19 protein-coding genes are annotated in these 19970 nt (G+C 61.2%); 7 read left to right on the forward strand and 12 right to left on the reverse strand.

Annotated elements, in window-relative coordinates; all coding sequences use genetic code 11:
* Positions 1-10 precede the first annotated feature (10 nt).
* The 5 genes from IV109_RS15260 to waaF are packed head-to-tail and all read left to right on the forward strand — an operon-like array spanning position 11 to position 4080.
* On the forward strand, positions 11-1402 hold the full coding sequence (locus IV109_RS15260; protein WP_296698284.1) for a wax ester/triacylglycerol synthase family O-acyltransferase: 1392 nt from the start codon (positions 11-13) through the stop codon (positions 1400-1402).
* Positions 1403-1433: 31 nt separating this feature from the next.
* Positions 1434-1868, forward strand: coding sequence for a glycerate kinase (locus IV109_RS15265; RefSeq protein ID WP_296698286.1), 435 nt, complete (start codon positions 1434-1436; stop codon positions 1866-1868).
* Positions 1869-1917: 49 nt separating this feature from the next.
* Complete coding sequence (locus tag IV109_RS15270; RefSeq protein ID WP_296698290.1) at positions 1918-2865, forward strand: branched-chain amino acid transaminase; 948 nt, start codon at positions 1918-1920, stop codon at positions 2863-2865.
* The gene (locus IV109_RS15275; protein WP_296698294.1) at positions 2862-3068 is read left to right on the forward strand and encodes a zinc-finger domain-containing protein; all 207 of its coding nucleotides are present in this window, start codon (positions 2862-2864) and stop codon (positions 3066-3068) included. The genes IV109_RS15270 and IV109_RS15275 overlap by 4 nt, the downstream gene beginning before the upstream one ends.
* Positions 3055-4080 (forward strand): lipopolysaccharide heptosyltransferase II, encoded by a 1026-nt coding sequence (gene waaF, locus IV109_RS15280; RefSeq protein ID WP_296698299.1) that lies wholly within the window; start codon positions 3055-3057, stop codon positions 4078-4080. Before IV109_RS15275 ends, waaF begins: the two co-directional genes overlap by 14 nt.
* A 48-nt stretch (positions 4081-4128) precedes the next feature.
* On the opposite strand, the gene IV109_RS15285 is transcribed toward waaF, so the two are convergent.
* Together IV109_RS15285 and fosX are read right to left on the reverse strand one after the other, a co-directional pair.
* Positions 4129-4506: a hypothetical protein gene (locus IV109_RS15285; RefSeq protein ID WP_296698303.1), complete on the reverse strand. Its 378-nt coding sequence runs from the start codon at positions 4504-4506 to the stop codon at positions 4129-4131.
* 128 nt (positions 4507-4634) lie between these two features.
* Complete coding sequence (gene fosX, locus IV109_RS15290) at positions 4635-5045, reverse strand: FosX/FosE/FosI family fosfomycin resistance hydrolase (RefSeq protein WP_296698306.1); 411 nt, start codon at positions 5043-5045, stop codon at positions 4635-4637.
* Positions 5046-5184: 139 nt separating this feature from the next.
* On the opposite strand from fosX, the gene IV109_RS15295 reads away from it, so the two are divergent.
* Entirely contained in the window at positions 5185-5340 is a 156-nt protein-coding gene (locus IV109_RS15295; protein WP_296698559.1) for a hypothetical protein, read from the forward strand.
* A gap of 245 nt (positions 5341-5585) precedes the next feature.
* Here the strand turns inward: IV109_RS15295 and IV109_RS15300 are convergent, their stop codons facing one another.
* Together IV109_RS15300 and dfrB are read right to left on the reverse strand one after the other, a co-directional pair.
* Positions 5586-5714 carry a hypothetical protein gene (locus IV109_RS15300; RefSeq protein WP_296698308.1) on the reverse strand — a complete coding sequence of 43 codons (129 nt, stop codon included), beginning with the start codon at positions 5712-5714 and terminating at the stop codon, positions 5586-5588.
* 3 nt (positions 5715-5717) lie between these two features.
* Positions 5718-5954 (reverse strand): trimethoprim-resistant dihydrofolate reductase DfrB, encoded by a 237-nt coding sequence (gene dfrB, locus IV109_RS15305; RefSeq protein WP_296698315.1) that lies wholly within the window; start codon positions 5952-5954, stop codon positions 5718-5720.
* A 385-nt stretch (positions 5955-6339) separates the two neighbouring features.
* Between dfrB and IV109_RS15310 the strand changes: the two genes are divergently transcribed.
* Complete coding sequence (locus IV109_RS15310; protein WP_296698319.1) at positions 6340-6837, forward strand: hydrolase; 498 nt, start codon at positions 6340-6342, stop codon at positions 6835-6837.
* Between the two features lie 172 nt (positions 6838-7009).
* Here IV109_RS15310 and IV109_RS15315 read toward each other — a convergent pair whose 3' ends face one another.
* Genes IV109_RS15315 through glgB form a run of 8 tightly spaced genes read right to left on the reverse strand, consistent with a single transcriptional unit; the run spans position 7010 to position 19953 of the window.
* Complete coding sequence (locus IV109_RS15315) at positions 7010-8263, reverse strand: ATP-binding protein (RefSeq protein WP_296698324.1); 1254 nt, start codon at positions 8261-8263, stop codon at positions 7010-7012.
* A gap of 2 nt (positions 8264-8265) precedes the next feature.
* Positions 8266-8970 (reverse strand): response regulator transcription factor, encoded by a 705-nt coding sequence (locus tag IV109_RS15320; protein WP_296698327.1) that lies wholly within the window; start codon positions 8968-8970, stop codon positions 8266-8268.
* 50 nt (positions 8971-9020) lie between these two features.
* A complete protein-coding gene (locus IV109_RS15325) occupies positions 9021-11474 on the reverse strand; it encodes a glycogen/starch/alpha-glucan phosphorylase (protein WP_296698330.1) in 2454 nt (817 codons plus the stop codon).
* A 17-nt stretch (positions 11475-11491) separates the two neighbouring features.
* Positions 11492-12991: a glycogen synthase GlgA gene (gene glgA / locus IV109_RS15330; RefSeq protein WP_296698333.1), complete on the reverse strand. Its 1500-nt coding sequence runs from the start codon at positions 12989-12991 to the stop codon at positions 11492-11494.
* A complete protein-coding gene (gene glgC / locus IV109_RS15335; RefSeq protein ID WP_296698338.1) occupies positions 12988-14259 on the reverse strand; it encodes a glucose-1-phosphate adenylyltransferase in 1272 nt (423 codons plus the stop codon). The genes glgA and glgC overlap by 4 nt, the downstream gene beginning before the upstream one ends.
* Positions 14256-15809: a 4-alpha-glucanotransferase gene (malQ, locus tag IV109_RS15340; protein WP_296698341.1), complete on the reverse strand. Its 1554-nt coding sequence runs from the start codon at positions 15807-15809 to the stop codon at positions 14256-14258. Before malQ ends, glgC begins: the two co-directional genes overlap by 4 nt.
* Before the next feature lie 11 nt (positions 15810-15820).
* Complete coding sequence (gene glgX / locus IV109_RS15345) at positions 15821-18067, reverse strand: glycogen debranching protein GlgX (RefSeq protein ID WP_366834243.1); 2247 nt, start codon at positions 18065-18067, stop codon at positions 15821-15823.
* Entirely contained in the window at positions 18040-19953 is a 1914-nt protein-coding gene (gene glgB, locus IV109_RS15350) for a 1,4-alpha-glucan branching protein GlgB (protein WP_296698350.1), read from the reverse strand. Before glgB ends, glgX begins: the two co-directional genes overlap by 28 nt.
* Positions 19954-19970: the final 17 nt, after the last annotated feature.

Genomic DNA, 19970 nt, shown 5'->3' on the forward strand with positions numbered 1-19970 from the left:
ATGGAGCATCATGAGCAAACTCTCGCTACTTGACCTTGGTTTTTTCATTGCCGAATCCAAGGCCAGCCCCAAGCATGTGGCGGGTCTGCTGATCTGTCGGCGGCCAGCCAAATCATCCAGCGCCTTTGCCAAAAATCTGTACGGTGAGTTCTTGTCCCACACCGACGTCAAGCCACCCTTCAACCGCGTCATCAAGTTTTCATTGAACGCCATGCCGCATTGGCAAGACACGCATGCGGTGGACTTGAAGGAGCACATTTTTTACCACCAGCTTCCAAGCGGCCACAACGACCGGCAGGCGCTGTATGACTATGTGGCCCAACTGCACACACCCATGCTGGACCGTTCACGCCCCTTGTGGGAGGTGCATGTGATCGATGGACTGGCCGATGGTCGCTTTGCGCTGTACCAAAAAATGCACCACGCCTACGCAGACGGTGTAACGATGGCACGCTGGACTGCCGAGAGCCTGGCGCCCTCCGCCAAAGAGCTGGCACTGACTCCCGTGTGGACCCTCAAGCACGGCGGCCACGGGCTCCAGCGCAAGAAGGCAACACAGGAGATGATGCAGTCCCTCTGGAAAGAAGTGGGCGGCACCACGCTGCGCTTTTTGGGTATCGGCCGCCTGGCTGCCATGCTGTTCCTGGAGAGCGTCCAACTCACCAAGAATGCCATTGCCCTGCCTTTTGTTTCAAGTGCCAAGACCCCACTGACCGGGCAAGTCACTTCCGGGCGACAGTTCACCACGGCAGCGGTGTCCATGAATCGGATCAACAAAATTCGCGAACGCACCCGGTCTACCCTCAACCATGTGGCCTTGACCTGCCTGGATGGCGCACTGCGCCGCTATCTCAAGGACCAGGGTGTGGAGTTGAAACAACCCATCACGATTCAAATGCCGGTCAACCTGCGCCAGGAGGGCGAAAAGACCGCAGGCAACAAGATCGGCATCATCCAGGTGGAGCTATCGCCGCCCACGGATGATCCCTATGTGCGTTTGCGCAACATCGGTTTTTCATTGCGCAATGTGCGCACCATGATCGACAGCGTGGCACCCGAAGGCATTGAGTCTTACACCATCATCACCGCGCTGGTGGCGCAGATTGCGGAAATGCTCAAGCTGAGCAACACCTTGCCGCCCATGGGCAACACCCTGGTCTCGAACGTGCCCGGACCCAAGGGGCACCTCTACATCATGGGCGCCAAGATGGAGGAAATGCACCCCATCAGCACCCTGCCACCCAGCAACCTGCTCAACATCACCTTGTTCAGCTATGCCGAGAATCTCTACTTCGGCCTGATTGCCACCGACGAACTGCCCAATCTGCAACGGTTGGGCGACTATGTGCAGGAGGCCTTTACCGAGCTGGAACAGTCGGTGCAGGAGGCCCACGCGGCCTGAACATCCCTGAGCGCACAGGCAAAATGCGGGCATGAAAATTCAAAAATTCGGGGTCCCGCTGGCCAGCCTTGCGATACTGGTTGCCGCCTATCACTACTACGGCTGGCCCGGAGTGGCCGTTGCATCTGGCGCGCTGGTCATGTGGATGCTGCTGCATTTCAGCCGCATGATGCAAATACTCAAGCGCGCAGCCAACCGGCCCATCGGCCATGTGGGCAGCGCCGTCATGCTCAACGCTAAGCTCAAACCGGGTGTCCCCCTGCTGCACGTGGTGGCCATGACCAGGTCGCTGGGCGCCCTGCAAAGCCCCAAAGACACGCAGCCCGAGCTTTACCGCTGGACCGATGCCGGAGAGTCCCATGTGACTTGCGAGTTCCACGATGGCAAGCTGCAAAAATGGCTCCTGGAGCGCCCGGTTCAGCCAGACGAAATCGCCAATGATTCCCGCGACGCCCCTGCCCCTTAAAATTAGTCTTTTGCATGAACTGCATCCGCAAATTCTTAAGGAAACACCGATGAGCGCCCTACCCCCCTCCATGGCTGACCGCGACGGCAAAATCTGGATGGACGGCCAGATGGTTGACTGGCGCGACGCCAAGATCCACGTGCTGACCCACACCCTGCACTACGGCTGCGGCGCCTTTGAGGGCGTGCGCGCGTACAAGGGCGACAACGGCATGACCTCCATCTTCCGCCTGCAAGAGCATACAGATCGGCTGTTCAACAGCGCCAAGATCCTGCGCATGAAAATCCCCTTCACCAAAGAGCAGGTGAACGAAGCGCAAATCGCCGTGATCCGCGAGAACAAGCTCGAGTCCGGCTACCTGCGCCCCCTGACCTGGATTGGCGACAAGAAACTGGGCGTCAGCCCCAAAGGCAACGACATCCACCTGATGGTGGCCGCCTGGCCCTGGGGTGCTTACCTGGGTGAAGAGGGCATGAAACGCGGCATCCGCGTCAAGATCTCCAGCTACACCCGCCACCATGTCAACATCACCATGACCCAGGCCAAGGCGGTGAGCAACTACACCAACTCGATCCTGGCCAACATGGAAGCCACCGATGACGGCTACGACGAAGCCATGCTGCTCGACGCCAACGGCTTTGTGTCCGAAGGCGCGGGCGAAAACCTGTTTGTCGTCAAGGACGGCGTGGTCTACACCCCCGACCTGTCCGCCGGTGCACTCAACGGCATCACACGCAACACCGTGTTCCATATCTGCAAGGATCTGGGCCTGGAAGTGGTGCAAAAGCGCATCACCCGCGATGAGGTGTACATCTGTGACGAAGCCTTCTTCACCGGCACCGCCGCCGAAGTGACCCCCATCCGCGAACTCGACCGCATTGAACTGGGCAGCGGCTCACGCGGCCCGATCACTGAAAAGATCCAGGCTGCATTCTTTGACATCGTCAATGGCCGCAATCCCCAATACGCCCACTGGCTGACCAAGGTGTCCGCATGAGCACAACCCCCATCGAACTACTGGCCAAAGACCTCAATGCACAGGGCGGCGTCTACTGCCCCAGCCCCAAGGCCGACATGAAGATCTGGAACAGCCACCCCAAGGTGTACCTGGATGTGGCCCGCACCGGCGAAGCCAAGTGCCCCTACTGCGGCACCGTCTACAAACTGAAGGCTGGCGAACACTTCGGTGGCCACCACTAACTCCCTCGTCATCGCGCCCCAGTGGATTGGGGATGCGGTGATGACCGAGCCCCTGATGCGCCGTCTGGCAAACCGGGGGGAGCGCCTCACGGTAGGCGCCCTGCCCTGGGTGGCGCCGGTGTACCGGGCCATGCCACACGTGGCAGAGGTGATCGAATTCCCCTTTGCCCATGGTGGCCTGCAGTTCAAGGCAAGACACGGCCTGGCCAGGCAGCTCGCAGGCCGGTTTGATACGGCCTACATCTGCCCCAACTCCCTGAAGAGTGCCCTGCTGCCGTTTCTGGCCAGCATCCCCAAGCGGGTGGGCTACCTGGGCGAGGCACGGGTGGGCTTGCTGACACACCGCCTGAAAAACCCACCCAAAGGCAAACGCCCGCCGATGGTGGCGTTTTACTCGGCCCTCAGCGGCGAGGCTGACATTGCCGGCGATCAACCACAACTTCAGGTGGATTGCACAGAGATTGAGCCGGCACTGGCCGCCATGGGCCTGCGCCGTGGCGCCTACCATGTGTTCGCCCCGGGCGCCGAATACGGCCCCGCCAAACGCTGGCCCGCCACCCACTTTGCCGAACTGGCCCGCCGCCTGGACCTGCCAGTGGTGCTGCTGGGATCGGCCAAGGAGTTTGAGCTGTGCGAGCAAATTGCCGCCTCCGTCAACGCCGAGCAACCAGGCAAGTGTCTGAATTTTGCAGGAAAAACATCTCTGGCCCATGCGTTTATTGCCATAGCCGCTACGAAAAGCATAGTAAGCAATGACTCCGGCCTGATGCATGTGGCCGCGGCTTTTGGTGTGAAGCAAGTCGCTATCTTTGGCTCCAGCAGCCCGCTGCACACGCCGCCACTCAACCCCCAGGCTAACGTGCTGTGGCTCAAGAACGACCCGGCCTACCAACCCGCGCTGGACTGCGCGCCGTGCTTCGAGCGTGAATGCCCACTGGGACACACACGCTGCCTGGTGGACATCACGCCGGGACGTGTCGTTGAGGCGTTAAACCATTTTCAGATTTCTTGACGACGCCCGCTATGCTCGGAAGCGGGCGTACGGTAGAAGTAAGGGACGTCACGCTGCGAACTGAAAACGTATGAAGGCCAGAGACAGCGCGAACAAGTACCCGTAAGAGAACCGGTCGATTCTCAGCACTGACTGGCCACGTTTCGCTCGCCAAGCGCCCATGAACACCATGATGCCACCTACGGCAAGTGGCGTGATCACCAGATTGACGAGGCGCCACGGCTGTGGAACCAGATTGCTTGGAAAGGCCAGCAGACTGAGCCCACCAAAGATTGCCCCAAACAATGCATAGCCGAGGGCGGCCAACCACGGGTTAGGTGGTTTTCGGAATGGCTCGGCCAGCGAGTGAAACCCAAGTTCAAGAAGAGCCTCCCCTACGACTTGAAGCAGGAATTCGCCGAGAACTTCCAGAACCAGCTCAAGCATTTGGGGTGAGGGGTTTGACTTTGGCTTTGTACGGCATGCACCTCTCTCCGAAGCCTGCGTATTCGTTCATGATGCCCAACGCCAGCGTTCAGCGGCGCTGAGTCTTGAGCGTCCGCTGGAACGCTTGGTTAGAACTCGTTTCGATATCGCGCAAGGCGTTCCTCCAGTGTTCCGGTATGAAGCTCATACAGGTGATTGTCGAAATCATAGAAATAGAGCGAAAGACCTTCACCCTCGACCCTCGGTCGCGGCGGCTTGATATCGACGCCGAGCTCCCGAAGGCGCCGTTCGAAGCTGGGTAGCTCGGCCTCCGATACCTTGAACGCGAGGTGTCGGTAGGTGCGTTCGGACGGCGGGATGCCTTCCATCGCAGCCAACCAAGTGCCACCGAGCACAAAGAACTTCTCCCTGGACACGGAGAAGTTCTTGCCCTTGCTATCGTAGACCTCCACTGCACCAAGTCCTTCACAAAGGAAGCGGCCCATTCGCTCGAGGTCGCGAACGATAAAGGTAATGTGGCTGACGCATTCGATGCTCATAGAGTTCTAACGAATGAAAGGGACTTCCCCGTCCCAAGTGAGCCGCGACCCGTGGGGGGTGCGGCGTGCGGCAACACAGTGCCAAGAGGGAGAGGCAAATCTTTTCATCAACTCACTTGTGAAATGGAAGGGGGAAATCATGGCCATCGTAACCGTTGGAATCGACCTCGCCAAGACCGATTTTGCGGGGCACGGCGTAGATGAGTTTGGCAAGCCCGCGCTGGTGCGCCCGGAAGTGGCGCCCAAGTTCGTGGTGCCCTACGTTGAGATTGCGGTTGTAGATGTCACCGTGTGATGACTGTCGTTGATGAGTGAAAGGTTTGGACCTGCGTTGGGGAATGCTCGATCATTTCAAGGGAGGAAGCAGTATGGGAGACCAGACTGAACCCCGACTAACGAATGAAGTCCCTGGCGTGCGTCTTTCATCTGGGTCCGCAAGAGAAATTGCACCAATGACCGTTTGTAGTTTCGCCGTCCACATGCATTGCACCGGACAGGCAACGACAGAGATCATGCAGTGGTATGGAGGGGGAAAAGGAGTCAGGTTTCGTGGTCAATCGTTGCGCGATTCACCACGAGGGAAGCGCGTTTGACAAAGGTGGGGAAGCCCTTGTAGTTGGAGGTAAGGGGCGCGAAGCCGGCTTGCCGGGGCACGTCCTCTCGATTCAAGGGTTAGGCCACGCGTTCAAGCGCGGCCACAGGATAGATTTGTACGGAGCCTGGGTGAGACTCGGACTCGACGGCATAGCCTTCAGGGGTCAGTTTTGTGCAGTACCAACCGACAACTTGACCCTGCCAAGCGGCGCCGGATTTCTTGCGTACGCGATCTCCCAGACCAAACGTGGCGCGCAATGGGAGCGCAAACTGGCCAGCAACTTGAGAACTGACTTCATTGCTACTTTGATCCATACCAAACCTTTCTTGTGAATGTCTTGAGGGGATCTGGTGATCCACATCAGACTAGCGTGAGTTTCATCCGCGGTGAGCTGCCAGAAACTGCGGCGCTAGGCGTGGGAACTACAACTTTCACCGCAGGCTAAAGCGCTCAAAGCGCCAACGCTCCCCTGCGGGGCCTGACTCAATGCCCAAACCAGCCAAAAATGCTCGATAACCTGAGCCTGCTCTGTATTCTGGCAGACCCGGACAGTGAAATGGCCAGGTGGCAGGAGCCCTTCAACGGGCCTTGGGCAGCAGACAGGCACGCCAACCATATTCTGCGATTTATCAAGCGACGGCCCGTCGAAGCTTCTTAGCATTCAGAAGACTTTTCATTTCTCGTCATCGGGAGGGTTCCATGAGGCTGGCCGAAACAAACTATGACAACAAGGAAACCGGTTGCTGCGCGAGGCTGGACGAAGCACGCTGGGAGGGGCAGGAATTCGTTTGGAAAGACAAACCTTTCGTCAAGGACCATATTCGCGAGTTTTTACACGTTCCGCTCAATTTCGGATCGGTGATGACCCGTGACCACGCCGCCATTGAGCAGGCGCAGGCCTACGCTCCGGAGCCTTTGTGGCTGGTTGACGAAGTATCCCCCTGGGGTTCCGACGTCTATATGGCGACAGACCGCGATGTGCCCGATATGCAGACGGAGTATTTGTCCGGGACGTTCATGACCAAAGTGTTCACCGGGCCTTTTCGGGACATTGGCTCCTGGATCTCCCAGACAGAAACATGGGTCAAAGAAAAGGGCAGGGCCTTGGACAAGCTCTTCTTTTTCTACGCCACTTGCCCAAAATGCGCCAGACATTTCGGCAAGAATCAAGTAGTGGCCTTTGCCAGGGTGAAGTGACTCACCTGCGCCGCGCGAAAAAAAAGCCACCCGAAGGTGGCTTTGTAAAAGTCCCCGAAGGGACGTCGTTGAAAACCTGACTTGCCCACTGTGACAGCAGTGAACCGAACTTTACCGGCACGCCCAAAATCACGCCACCCCATAAACAGGGGATGCCGCTGTTCTTGAGATCTCAGGCCAGCGGCAATGTGAGCACAAAACAGGCACCACCGCCGTCGCGGTTCTCGCAAGACACAGAGCCGCCGTGGCGCACGGCGATGGATTTCACCAGGGCCAGGCCCAGGCCCACGCCGCCATCACGCTCAGTGGCGCCGGGCAGACGGTAAAAGGGCTCAAAAATGCGTTCACGCAGCTCCACGGGCACGCCAGGGCCACGGTCACATACCCGGAGTTCGGCCCAGCCATCGGTCTTGTTCAAGGTGACGGTGATGGTGCCTGCGGCATGGCGGCGCGCATTCTCCAGCAGGTTGCGCACCACACGGCGCAGCAACTTGGTCACACCCTGCACAGGCAGGGAGGACAGATCACCCGTCACACCCGGTGCATGCGCATTCCCAGACCCCTTAACTTCCAGCTCCGCATCGACCCGCGCACACTCCTCTGCGGCCAGACCAATCAGGTCGACCGACTCTACGGTGCCAAGGTCGGCCTCGCGGGCGTCAAGCCGACTGGCCAGCAGGATCTCGCCAATCAGTTCATCCAGTTCGGTGATGTTGCGTGAGATTTCATTTCTGGCCGCCACAGAAGAGGATGCATCCATCAACTCCAGCCCCATGCGGATGCGGGTCAGCGGCGAGCGCAGCTCATGCGACGCATTGGCGAGCAGGGACTTTTGCGACGCCAGCAAGCCCTCCTGCGCCTTCACCAGGGTCTCTATGCGTTGAGCGGCGTGGTTGAAGCGGGTGGCCAAAAACGCAACCTCATCCTGGCCGCCTTCGGGCACCCGGATGGACAAGTCGCCCTCGCCCCATTTTTCCACACCATCCTGCAGCAGTTCCAGGCGGCGCGTGAGTTTGCGAACCATCGGGTAAGTGACCAGCGCCACCGCTACGCCAACCAAAGCCACCATCCAGAAAAACCGGCTCCAGGGCGACTGGGGCGGGCGCGGCAAATGCATGTGCAGGGTTTGCCCGTCGTTAAGCCGCACGAAGAACTCCGGCCCGGTTCCAAACTGGCCACGGGGACCGAACCCAGGTGGCGCGTTTTCCATCTCAGCGGGGGGGCGACTGGCCGCCTCATCGCCCTGCGCCCGGCGGCTGCGCACCCGCCCTTGGCCAATGATTTCCCCGGTTGCATTGCGCACGACCACTTCACGCAGGGGCGGCTCGGCCGTCATGCGCGAGATCCAGCCCACCAGAAACGTGGACAACGCCACGGCCAGCACCACGGCCAGCCAGATGCGCACATAAAGTTTCTTGAAAAACATGTTCAGTCTTGCTGGCGGGCAAACACATAGCCCACCCCCCGTACCGTGAGAATGCGCTTGGGGGATTTGGCGTCGACTTCAATCTCGGCACGGATACGGCCCATGTGCACGTCGATGGAACGATCGAACGCGTCAAGCTCCCGTCCCCGAACGGCTTCCATGATCTGGTCCCGTGTGAGCACCCGGCCCGCGCGCTCGGCCAAAGCCACGAGCAGATCAAACTGGTAAGAGGTCAGGTCGCAGGCTTGCGGCCCTACGCTCACAGTCCGCGCATCGCGGTCAATCTCCAGTGAGCCAAAGCGCAACTGGCGGCCGGCTTGGGGCGCCCCCTCGATGCGGCGGCGCAGAATGGCACGGATACGCGCGAGCAGCTCGCGTGGCTCAAACGGCTTGGGCAGGTAATCGTCAGCGCCGATTTCCAGACCGATGATGCGATCCATGGGATCGCCCTTGGCCGTCAGCATCAGGACGGGGGTCTGCGCCAGGGCGCCAGGCAGAGCCCGGATGCGGCGGCAAACCTCCAGCCCATCCATATCGGGCAGCATCAAATCCAGGATGACCAGATCCGCCGGGGAGGACTGCAAGGCGCTCAGGCCGGTTTGGGCATCGCCAGCATGGGCAAGCACAAACCCGGACTGGCCCAGGTACTCGCTGACCATCTGGGCCAGGCGGGTGTCGTCTTCAATCATCAGCAGGTGTTGGCTCATGGGTGCAGTCTAAGGCTCGGCCCCATCACACGCTTGAAGCGGCGGTAAAGTTAAGTAAACGAAAGCGCTTGTACGCCCCAGATTTCGCTGGCGTACTCCCGAATCGTGCGGTCAGAAGAAAACGCGCCCATGCCCGCCACATTGAGGATGGCACTGCGCGTCCAGGCCGCAGGCCGCCGGTAAAGTTCATCCACTTTGTCCTGACACGCCGCGTAATCGGCGTAGTCTGCCAGCAACTGGTAATGGTCTGACTCCAGCAGGGAGTTGACGATATCCCGGTAGCGATCAGGCTCGTCCGGCGAGAACGCGCCCTCGGCGATCCGGTCTATGGCGTATTTGAGATCAAAGTTGCCGTCGTAGATGGCGCGCGGCTGGTAACCATAGCCGCGAAGCTCGGTCACTTTCTCCGCTCGGTTGCCGAAGATGAAGATGTTGTCCAGACCCACGTTGTCGGCAATTTCAATGTTGGCGCCATCCCAGGTGCCGATGGTCAGGGCACCGTTGAGCGCAAGCTTCATGTTGCCCGTGCCAGAAGCCTCGGTCCCCGCCGTGGATATCTGCTCGGACAGGTTGGCAGCGGGGATGATGACCTCCGCCAGCGACACGCGGTAGTTGGGGATGAACACAACCCGGAGCTGGCCGCCAATGCGCGCATCGTTGTTGATCACCCGCGCCACGTCATTGATCAGGCGGATGACCAGTTTGGCCATGTAGTAGGCCGAGGCGGCCTTGCCCGCGAAGATGACTGTGCGGGGCACCCAGTTGGCACGTGGCTGCGCCAGTATCCGGTGGTAGCGCGTGATGACATGCAGCACATTGAGCAGCTGGCGCTTGTACTCGTGCATGCGTTTGACCTGCACATCAAACAGGCTTTCCGGATCGACGATGACGCCTGGACTGCGTGCGATCAGGTCGGCCAGCCGGCGTTTGTTCTGTTGCTTGGCGAGTCGGAAAGCATTTTGAAACTCGGGGTCGTCGGCAAACTCGCGCAGTTGCGCCAGTTGGTCCAGGTCGCCACGCCAATCGGGGCCGATGCGGCTGTCGATCAAGGCCGAGAGAGGGCGATTGGCCAGGGACAGCCAGCGACGCGGGGTAATGCCATTGGTCTTGTTGCAGAAGCGATCCGGGAACATCCGCGCAAAATCGGAAAAAATCGTCTCCACCATCAGTTTGCTGTGCAAGGCCGAGACACCATTGACCCGGTGGCTGGCCAGCACCGACAGATGCGCCATGCGCACCCGGCGCACGCCCCGCTCCTCGATCAGTGAAATGCGCCGCAAGAGCGCATTGTCCGACGGGAAACGGTCATGCACTTCGGCCAGAAAACGGGCATTGATGTCGTAGATCAGCCCCATGTGCCGCGGCAGAATCCGGCCCAGCAATTCCACCGACCAGGTTTCCAGCGCCTCCTCCATCAGAGTGTGATTGGTATAGGAGAAGATACGCTGGCACATGCCCCAGGCCGTGTCCCAGTCGAGGTGATGCACATACAGCAGCAGTCGCATCAACTCGGGCACGGCCAAGGCCGGATGGGTGTCATTCAGATGGATGGCAACCTTGTCCGCCAGCTGATCAAACCCGCTGTGCGTCTTGAGATGGCGGCGCAGGATGTCCTGCAGGGATGCGCTGACAAAAAAGTATTCCTGGCGCAGGCGCAATTCGCGTCCGTGCTCAGTGCGGTCGTCCGGATAAAGGACGCGCGACACGTTCTCTGACAGGTTCTTGGCCTCGACCGCCTGAATGTAGTCACCCCGGTTGAAGGCGTCCAGATTGACCCCGCCGCTGGCCCGAGCCGACCACAGGCGCATGGTGACCACACTTCGCATCGCGTGTCCCGGCACGCCACTGTCGTAGGCGGTGGCGATCACGTCCTCGGTATCCACCCACTCCGATTGCCCATTCTGTGGCAGCAGGCGCCCGCCAAAACGAACGGTGTAGCTGAATTCGGGGCGCATGAATTCCCAAGGGTAGCCGTTGACCAGCCAGTAGTCGGGCTCTTCCACCTGCTGCCCATGCTCGATGCGCTGGGCAAACATGCCGTATTCATAGCGTATGCCGTACCCGATACCGGGCAAGCCAACCGAGGCCATGGAATCCAGAAAGCAGGCCGCCAGGCGACCCAGACCGCCGTTGCCCAGACCCGCGTCGGGCTCCAGGTCCACCAGCGCATCGAAGTCGGCGCCCAGCAAGGCGCACGCCTGCTTGACGGGCTCGTAAATATCCACCGCCAAGATGGCATTGGTCAGGGCCCGCCCCGTGAGGTACTCCATGGACAGGTAGTACACCCGCTTGGCATCCTGATCTTCCGCCTGGGCCAGCGACTCGCGCCAGCTGTCCATGATGCGGTCCCGCACGGCGCTGAACACCGCGAACAACCAATCGCGTTGGGTCGCGGAGCGCAGGTCTTTGCCGACCTGGTACACCAAGCGATTCGAGATGGCCCGGCGCAGCGCCTCCACAGTGTTGACGGGTTTGTCGTACTGAAAAACAAGAGTCGAAGGCATGATCACTCCTGATGAAACTATACGCTTTCAGGCGAATTTTTGTCTGCTCTTAACGACTGATACAAGTCAAGATAGTGCTGCGCAGAAGCGTGCCAGTCAAATCGCAAGGCCATCGCCGTGCGCTGCACGGCCGCCCAGCTTCGAGGGCGCTGGAACAGGGTGAAGGCACGTTGCAGGGCTCCCAGCAGGCCGTCCCTGCTGAGCTCGTCAAATACAAAGCCGGTGGCAATGCCTGCATGCAGATTTTCCGGCGTGCAATCGACCACCGTATCGGCCAGCCCACCAACACGGCGCACCAGTGGCAAGGTGCCATAGCGCAGGCCGTAAAGCTGGGTCAAGCCACAGGGCTCAAATGCCGAAGGCACCAGAATCACGTCGGCACCGGCCACGACGGCATGGGCGCTGCCCTCGTCGTAGCCGATGTGCACACCAACCTGGCCGGGGTAGCGTGCTGCGGCTTCCAGAAATGCCCGCTCCAGTTCGGGCTCACCCTGACCCAACAGCGCAATTTGTCCACCAAGCTGCAGCAGCTCTTCCAGCACCAAGGGCAACAAATGCAGGCCTTTTTGGGCACTCAAACGGCTCACCACACCAAACACCAGCGCGTGCGGCTGCGGTGCCAGACCGAAACGCTCGCGCAGCGCTTGCCTGGCGCATGACTTCTGGGTCAGTTGGTCCGCGTCGTAGGGCACGGACAACAGCGCATCCGAGGCGGGGCTCCAGACCTGGTAGTCCACACCATTGAGAATGCCGGACAGCACACCGGCACGCTCACGCAGCAGGCCATCCAGTCCCAGGCCCTGTTCCCCGGTGAGGATTTCACGCGCATAGGTCGGACTGACGGTGGTGATGCGATCGGCGTATTGCAGCGCCGCTTTCATGAACGAGACCTGACCGTAATACTCCAGGCCGTTCATGGAGAAAAAGCTTTCAGGCAGACCCAGCTGCGCAAAGGCCGATGCCGGGAAAAGCCCCTGGTACGCCAGGTTGTGGATGGTGAAAACAGTTGCGGGTGTGATGCGTCCCGCATCGGCAAAAGCGCGCATGTAGGCCGGGGCCAGGCCAGCATGCCAGTCGTGGCCATGGATCACATCCGGTATCCAGTCGGGGTCCAGGCCCTGACCGATGTTGGCAGCAGCCCAGCCCAGTGCCGCGAAGCGCTGCGCATTGTCGTCCCAGTCCTTGCCATCGGGCCCCAGGTAAGGATTGCCGGGTCTTGCGTAGAGCGACGCTGCACGAACCATGTACAGCGGAACATCGCATCCCGGCAGGGTGGTCAGTGCCACATCAACCGCAGGCAAAACAGGGGCTTGTCCCCACGGCGTGGAGCCACTGGGCAGCAGACCGATAGACCGCGTGACAGTGGCCGCGCCCGCCAGCGAGGGAAAGGCCGGCATGGCAAAGCGCACGTCGCAGCCCAACGCCTGCAAAGCACGCGACAAGCCGGAGCTGACATCGGCCAGACCACCTGTTTTGAGAAAGGGGAACAGCTCGGAGCAAACGTACAAAATCTTCATTGCAGGCTTCCACCCAGGGCCGCCAGCATGCTGTTGGTCACCAGCACAACGCCTGCCGGACTGCGGTAGAAGCGCCGGGCATCGGCCTCCGCGTCGAAGCCGATCACCATGCCATCGGGAATGCGGCAGCCCTCGTCGATCACAACCTTGTGCAGGGTGCAGTGCTGCCCGATGTCCGCACCAGGCAGGATGACGGCTTCTTCAATGGTGCTGAATGACTGGATGTGAACCCCCGTAAACACCACGGATCGCCGCACCACCGACCCCGACACAATGCAACCGCCCGCCACCAGCGAGTCCACCGCCATGCCGCGCCGCCCATCGTCGTCAAAGACAAACTTGGCTGGCGGCAAAGTGTCCTGGTAGGTCCAGATCGGCCAAGCCTGGTCGTACAGATCGAGTTCGGGAATGGTTGCGGTCAGGTCAATGTTGGTTGACCAATAGGCATCCACCGTGCCGACATCGCGCCAGTACGAAGGTGCTTCGGGACTGGTCTTGACACATGACAAGGTGAACGGATGGGCCATGGCCTCGCCGCGGGATACCATGGCGGGAATCAGGTCCTTGCCAAAATCGTGGCTTGATCGCGGGTCGCTGATGTCGGCCTTCAATGCCTCAAACAGATACTCGGCATCAAACACATAGACGCCCATGCTGGCCAGCGCCCAGCCGGGCCGCTGTGCCATGGGCTGGGGGCAGGCAGGCTTTTCCTCGAAGCGGGTGATGCGACCCGTCTCATCTGCACTCATGACACCGAAGGCCGTGGCCTGCGCCAGCGGCACCTCAATGCAGGCCACCGTGCATTGCCCGCCCTGCGCCACATGGTCTTCAATCAGCATGGCGTAGTCCATCTTGTAGACATGATCCCCGGCCAGAACCAGGATGTAGCCGGGGCGGTGTTCTCGCAGGATGTCAAGGTTCTGGTAGACCGCATCGGCGGTACCGCGGTACCAGGCGTCTTCATCAACGCGCTGCTGTGCGGGTAGCAGGTCAATAAACTCATTGAACTCGTTGCGCAGGAACGACCACCCATGCTGCAGGTGGCGCAGAAGGCTGTGCGATTTGTATTGTGTCAACACGCCGATCCGGTGCACGCCCGAATTCAGGCAGTTGGACAGCACAAAATCGATGATCCTGAATTTGCCGCCAAAATGCACAGCCGGTTTGGCGCAGTGTTCCGTCAAGGCATGCAGCCGTGACCCTCGACCACCCGCCAGAACCAGCGCGATGGTCTGGCGAACCGGTTGGTGAAGATCACTCTTTTTCATATGACACCTTTCAGTAGTTCAGTGGTCGGGGCCAGATTGCGTCCGTGTGCGTGGGTGAGTTCCGCAAGGCGTTTGGCCGGTCCAGCATCCACCTGGTGCCAGTCAAAACGCCACTCCCAACATCCCTGCGACACGCCGGGCGTGTTCATGCGGTGGGCGCCATCCAGACCCAGCACGTCCTGAAATGGAAATATCACGGTGCGGGCCTGCGATTGCGACAGCGACTGCATCATGGCCCAGTGAACCTCGGCATCCACCTGCGGTCCGAGGTAGCAGCGGGCGCCATGCCGCTCCACGGCGCTGGCCGTCTGCCACCAGCCCAGGCTTGTGTCGTTGTCATGCGTGCCGGTGTAGGCCACCGTTTGCGCCTCAAAATTGTGCGGCAGGTAGGGGTTGGCAGGGCTGTCGCCGAATGCGAATTGCATCACACACATCCCGGGGAAGCCACAGGCTTTGCGCAAGGCAGTGACCCCGTCGGTGATGATGCCGAGGTCTTCGGCAATGATGGGCAGCGAGAAACCTGCCGACGCGTCAAAGGCTTCGCCAAGGGCATCAAACAATGCCTTGCCGGGTCCCGGGCGCCAGCACCCCGCGGCCGCAGTGGGCTCGCTGGCCGGGATCTCCCAATAGGACTCGAAGCCGCGAAAGTGATCGAGCCGCACCACATCCACCCAGTCCAGAAGCCGGCCCAGCCGGGCCTTCCACCAGGCAAAGCCATCCGCTGCCATGACGTCCCAACGGTACAGGGGGTTGCCCCAGCGCTGACCGGTCACGCTGAAGTAATCCGGCGGCACACCCGCGACCACCGTGGGCGCACCGTCTGGGTCCAGGTGGTATTGCTGCGCATTGACCCACACGTCAGCACTGTGATGCGCCACGAAAATCGGCGCGTCTCCCACAATGTAGATACCGTGCGCATGGGCATACTCGCGCAGGCACCGCCATTGCAGGCTGAACCGCCACTGGATGAAACCAAAAAACCCCAAGTCATCGGCAAGCTGCATCGTGGCCCGTGCGATGGCACCCGGCTCACGCTGGCGCAGTGCCTGGGGCCACTCGGTCCATGGCTTGCCATGGCGTGCCTCCAGGGCCATGAACAGGGCATAGCCTTCCAGCCAGTGCGCCTGCTGTGCACGAAAGCTTTCAAACTCCAGCCACTCGGAGGGCTGCGCCTGCTCCCCAAACCCTTGCCAGGCTTCCCGCAAGCACCCCATGCGGTAGGACGCAACCCGCTCGTAGTCACAATGCCCGGGAGCAAACCAGTTGTCCGGCCGGTCCGACAGCCAGCCGTGACGAATCAAATCCTCCAGGTCCACCATCAGCGGGTTACCGGCAAAGGTTGATGGGCTGTTGTAGGGCGAGTTACCCGAGCCCACCGGGGAGAGTGGCAATATTTGCCACAAGCGCTGCCCGGCGGATACCAGCCAGTCCACAAAATGGTAGGCCTCCGCGCCCAGGTCGCCCGAACCATGAGGCCCCGGAAGTGAGGTGATGTGCAGAAGCACGCCGCTGGTCCGCTGGGAAAGAAGGGGGGAGACCGCCGGACTCATGGCTTGTGCGATCAAGTGGGTGAACCCAGCTTTTGCACCATGGCGAACACCGAGCGCGGTGGCAGCGCAACGTCGTCAACACTGGTTTTTGCGCCGCCCCATTGCGACGGGTCCAGCACCAGAGCCGCAGCACTGTCGAGCACATGCAGCCAACGCCCCGCAGGCAATGCAAACTGTGCCGGCTCTGCGCCGGCATGGAACATCAACAACCAGCGCTGCGTTGGTGTCTGACCGTGCTCTGCCAGCTCGATCAGGCAGCCAAAGCTGCGGGCCTGCGGGTCTTCCCAATCGGTGGCGGTCAAGGCACTGCCGTCGGGTTTGCGCCAGGCGATGTCAGCGCCTTGACCCAAGGTATCCCACGCCACGTCGGCCGGTGCATCAGGAAGCAGGGGCCAGCGCGGCAGCTGGCCGGTAAACCAGCGGGCATGGCGCAATGCCACATGGGTCTGGCGCAGGTGAATCAGGTTCGCCACAAAGTCGATCAGGCCCGGGTCTGCGTCCTGCCAGTCCAGCCAGCTGGTCTCGTTGTCCTGGCAATAGGCGTTGTTGTTTCCGCTTTGAGAGTGCCCGAGTTCGTCTCCGGCCAGCAACTGTGGCACACCCTGCGCACAAAACAGGGTCGCCAGCAAAGCACGCCGCCACTGCCCGCGCACAGCCAGCACCGCCGCGTCGTGCGTCGGCCCTTCCACCCCTGCGTTGGTGCTGTGGTTGTTTTGCTGGCCGTCGCGATTGTCTTCGCCATTGGGCTGGTTGTGCTTGCGCCGGTAGGCGGTCAGGTCCGCCAGGGTCATGCCGTCATGCGCTGTGATCAGATTGACGCTGGCCAGTGGATTGCGCCCGGCGTGATCAAACAGATCACTGGACCCGGTGAGCCGACGCGCGAAGTCGCCGCAAGTGCAGTCAAAGCCCAGCCAGAACGCACGGCTGGTATCGCGGAAACGGTCGTTCCATTCATGCCAGCCAGGCGGAAACTGGCCGAGCTTGTAGCCATCCGGCCCCACATCCCAAGGCTCGGCAATGAGTTTGACGCGGCCCAGCAAAGGATCCTGGGTGATGGCGGTCAGCAAGCCGGCCAGCGGGTGAAAGCTGTACTGGTGCTCGGGATCGCGCCCCAGGGCCGTGGCCAGATCGAACCGGAAACCATCCACACCAAAGGCCTGCACCCACCAGCGCAAGCTGTCCATCACCCACTGCACCGCGTGCGGCTGCGCCAGGTTGAGGCTGTTGCCACAGCCACTGTGATTCAGGTAGGTGCCATGGGCATCCAGCGCATACCAACTGGCGTTGTCCAGCCCTCGCCAGCTCAGGGTGGGGCCCAGGCCATCGCTCTCTGCGCTGTGGTTGTAGACCACATCCAGCACCACCTCCAGCCCGTGTCTGTGCAACTGATCCACCATGTACCGGAACTCGGTCCGCACATCTCGGTATTGCCCGCTGGCGTAGCTCGGTTCAGGAATGAAGAACCCCAGCGTGTTGTAGCCCCAATAGTTGCTCAGGCCTTTCTGGAGCAAATGCGCCTCGGAAATATGCAGGTGCACCGGAAGCAGGCACAAGGTTGTGATGCCCAGCCGCCGGTAATGCGCCAGCATGGGTTCGCTGACCAGGCCGGCGTAGCTCCCGCGCAAGGCCTCGGGCACCTCGGGATGGCGTTGCGTGAGCCCCTTGACGTGTGCCTCGTACAAAACCATATGCGCTGCTGGCCGCTGCGGACGCGGCGTCATGGCCGCACCGGCCTGCAACTGCGCCTCCAGGTCCAGCACCCGCGCTTTGGGAATACGCGCCGCGTTGTCGCCGGGGTCCGGCAGAGCGTCCAGCGCAAGCGTTGGCACGGCACCGTCCTCAGGCGGCCGGTAGCCCCGCTCCATGGCCAAACCCACTGTCGAACCCACCAAATCACGGGCGAAAGGGTCGATCAGCAGTTTCGCCGGATTGAAGCGGTGACCCTGCTCCGGCTGGTAGGGGCCGTGCGCGCGCAGGCCGTAGAGTTGCCCCTCGGCCAGGCCGGCCACAAAGCCATGCCAGATGCCATTGGTGCACACAGGCAGGGTAAATCGGGCGATCTCCCCTTCACCCCGCGCGTCATAAAGGCATACCTCCAGGCGCTCGGCATGACGCGAGTAAACCGCAAAATTCACACCCTGAGACCCTGCCAGCGTTACGCAACTGGCGCCCATGGGCCAAGGCTGCCCTGGCTCACAGGACAGGCGTGGTGTTGACGGGTTCGCTGGATTCACCCTGCCACCCCCTGCCCCAACCACAGCGTGCCCAGCGGCGGCAGGCTCAACACCACAGACTGGGCGTGCCCATGGCTGGGTACCGGCTCGGACGACACTGCGCCGGCATTCCCGACATCACTGCCACCGTAGTAGGCCGCATCCGTGTTCAGCACCTCGTTCCAGATACCCCCCTGCGGTACCCCCATGCGATAGCCATGCCGTACCACCGGCGTCATGTTGCAAACCACCGCAATGTGTTGTCCATGTCCCGGGCTGCTGCGCACAAAGCTGAACACCGATTGCGCCCGGTCCTCCACGTCAATCCACGAAAATCCTGCCGGCTGGTCGTCGCAAGCGTGCAAGGCCCCACAACGCCGATAGAGGTGATTGAGGTCGCGCACCAACCGGTGCACACCCACATGGTCGGGATTGTCCAGCAGAGCCCAGTCGAGCGCCACGTCGTGGTTCCATTCGCGGATCTGCGCCAGCTCACTGCCCATGAAAAGCAGCTTCCTGCCGGGATGGGCGTACATCAAGGCATACAGCGTGCGCAGATTGGCCCGCTTTTGCCAAGGGTCGCCCCACATCTTGGCGTACAGCGAGCCCTTGCCATGCACCACTTCGTCGTGCGACAGCGCCAGCACAAAATGCTCGCTGTACGCATACATCATGGCGAAGCTGATGCGTTCGTGGTGATGGGAGCGATGGACCGGATCCTCCGCAAAATACGCCAGCGTGTCGTGCATCCACCCCAGGTTCCATTTGTAGTGAAAACCCAACCCGCCATGCCAGGGCGGCGCCGTCACACCCGAGTAGGCCGTCGATTCCTCGGCCAGCGTGATCGCACCGGGCGCCTCCAGCCCCAGCACGCGATTGACCTCCCGCAGGAAGGCAATCGCCTCATAGTTCTCGCGCCCCCCATCGCGGTTGGGGACCCACTCACCTTCAGGGCGGCTGTAGTCGCGGTACAGCATCGAGGCCACTGCATCCACCCGCAAACCATCCACACCATAGCGCTCGATCCAGAACAGGGCATTGCCCACCAGGAAGTTGCGAACTTCATTGCGGCCATAGTTGTAGATCAGCGTGTTCCAGTCACGATGGACACCCTCGCGCGGATCGGCATGTTCAAACAGGGCCGTACCATCGAAGCGCGCCAGCGCGTGCGCATCGGCCGGAAAATGGGCCGGCACCCAGTCCAGCAGGACCAGCAAGCCGGCCGCGTGCGCAGCGGCGACAAAGTTGCGAAAAGCCTGCGGCGAGCCATAGCGCGCAGTTGGCGCATACAGGCCCGTGGGCTGGTAGCCCCAGGAGCCGTAGAACGGATGCTCGCTCACCGGCATCAGCTCCAAATGCGTGAAGCCCAGATCGGCCACATAAGGCACCAGCGCATGCGCCAGGTAATCCCAATCCGGCAGTTGACCGTCCGGGCGCCGCCAGGACCCCGCGTGCACCTCGTAGATAGCCATGGGTGCATTCAAGGCATTGGCATGCGCCCGGCGCCCGGGTGGCAGCACCACCGGTTCGGGCAATTGCATCACCATGCAGGCGTGGCCCGAACCGCGCTCGGTGCGCAAGGCATAGGGGTCGGCCTTGAAAATCTGAATGCCGTCGGGCCCCTGCACCGCAAACTTGTACAGGGCCCCCTCCAGAACGCCCGGCACAAAAAGTTCCCAGGCGCCGTAATGGGCGTGGCGCTGCATCACATGCTGTTGCGCATCCCAGTGATTGAAATCCCCCACCACGGAAACGCGCCGGGCGTTCGGTGCCCACACCGCAAACACGGTACCGGCCTGCGTCCCTTGCGTGCAGGGATGGGCACCCAACTTTTCCCACGGCCTCAGGTGCTGGCCTTGCGCCAGCAGCCAGATGTCGGTCTCGCCTAACCAGGACTCACTGACATGCGGAGGGGATACGTTGGGCGACATGGCACGGCGGGCAATGT

Origin of the sequence: Rhodoferax sp., assembly GCF_018780565.1 — a bacterium.
Taxonomy (GTDB): Bacteria; Pseudomonadota; Gammaproteobacteria; order Burkholderiales; family Burkholderiaceae_C; genus Rhodoferax.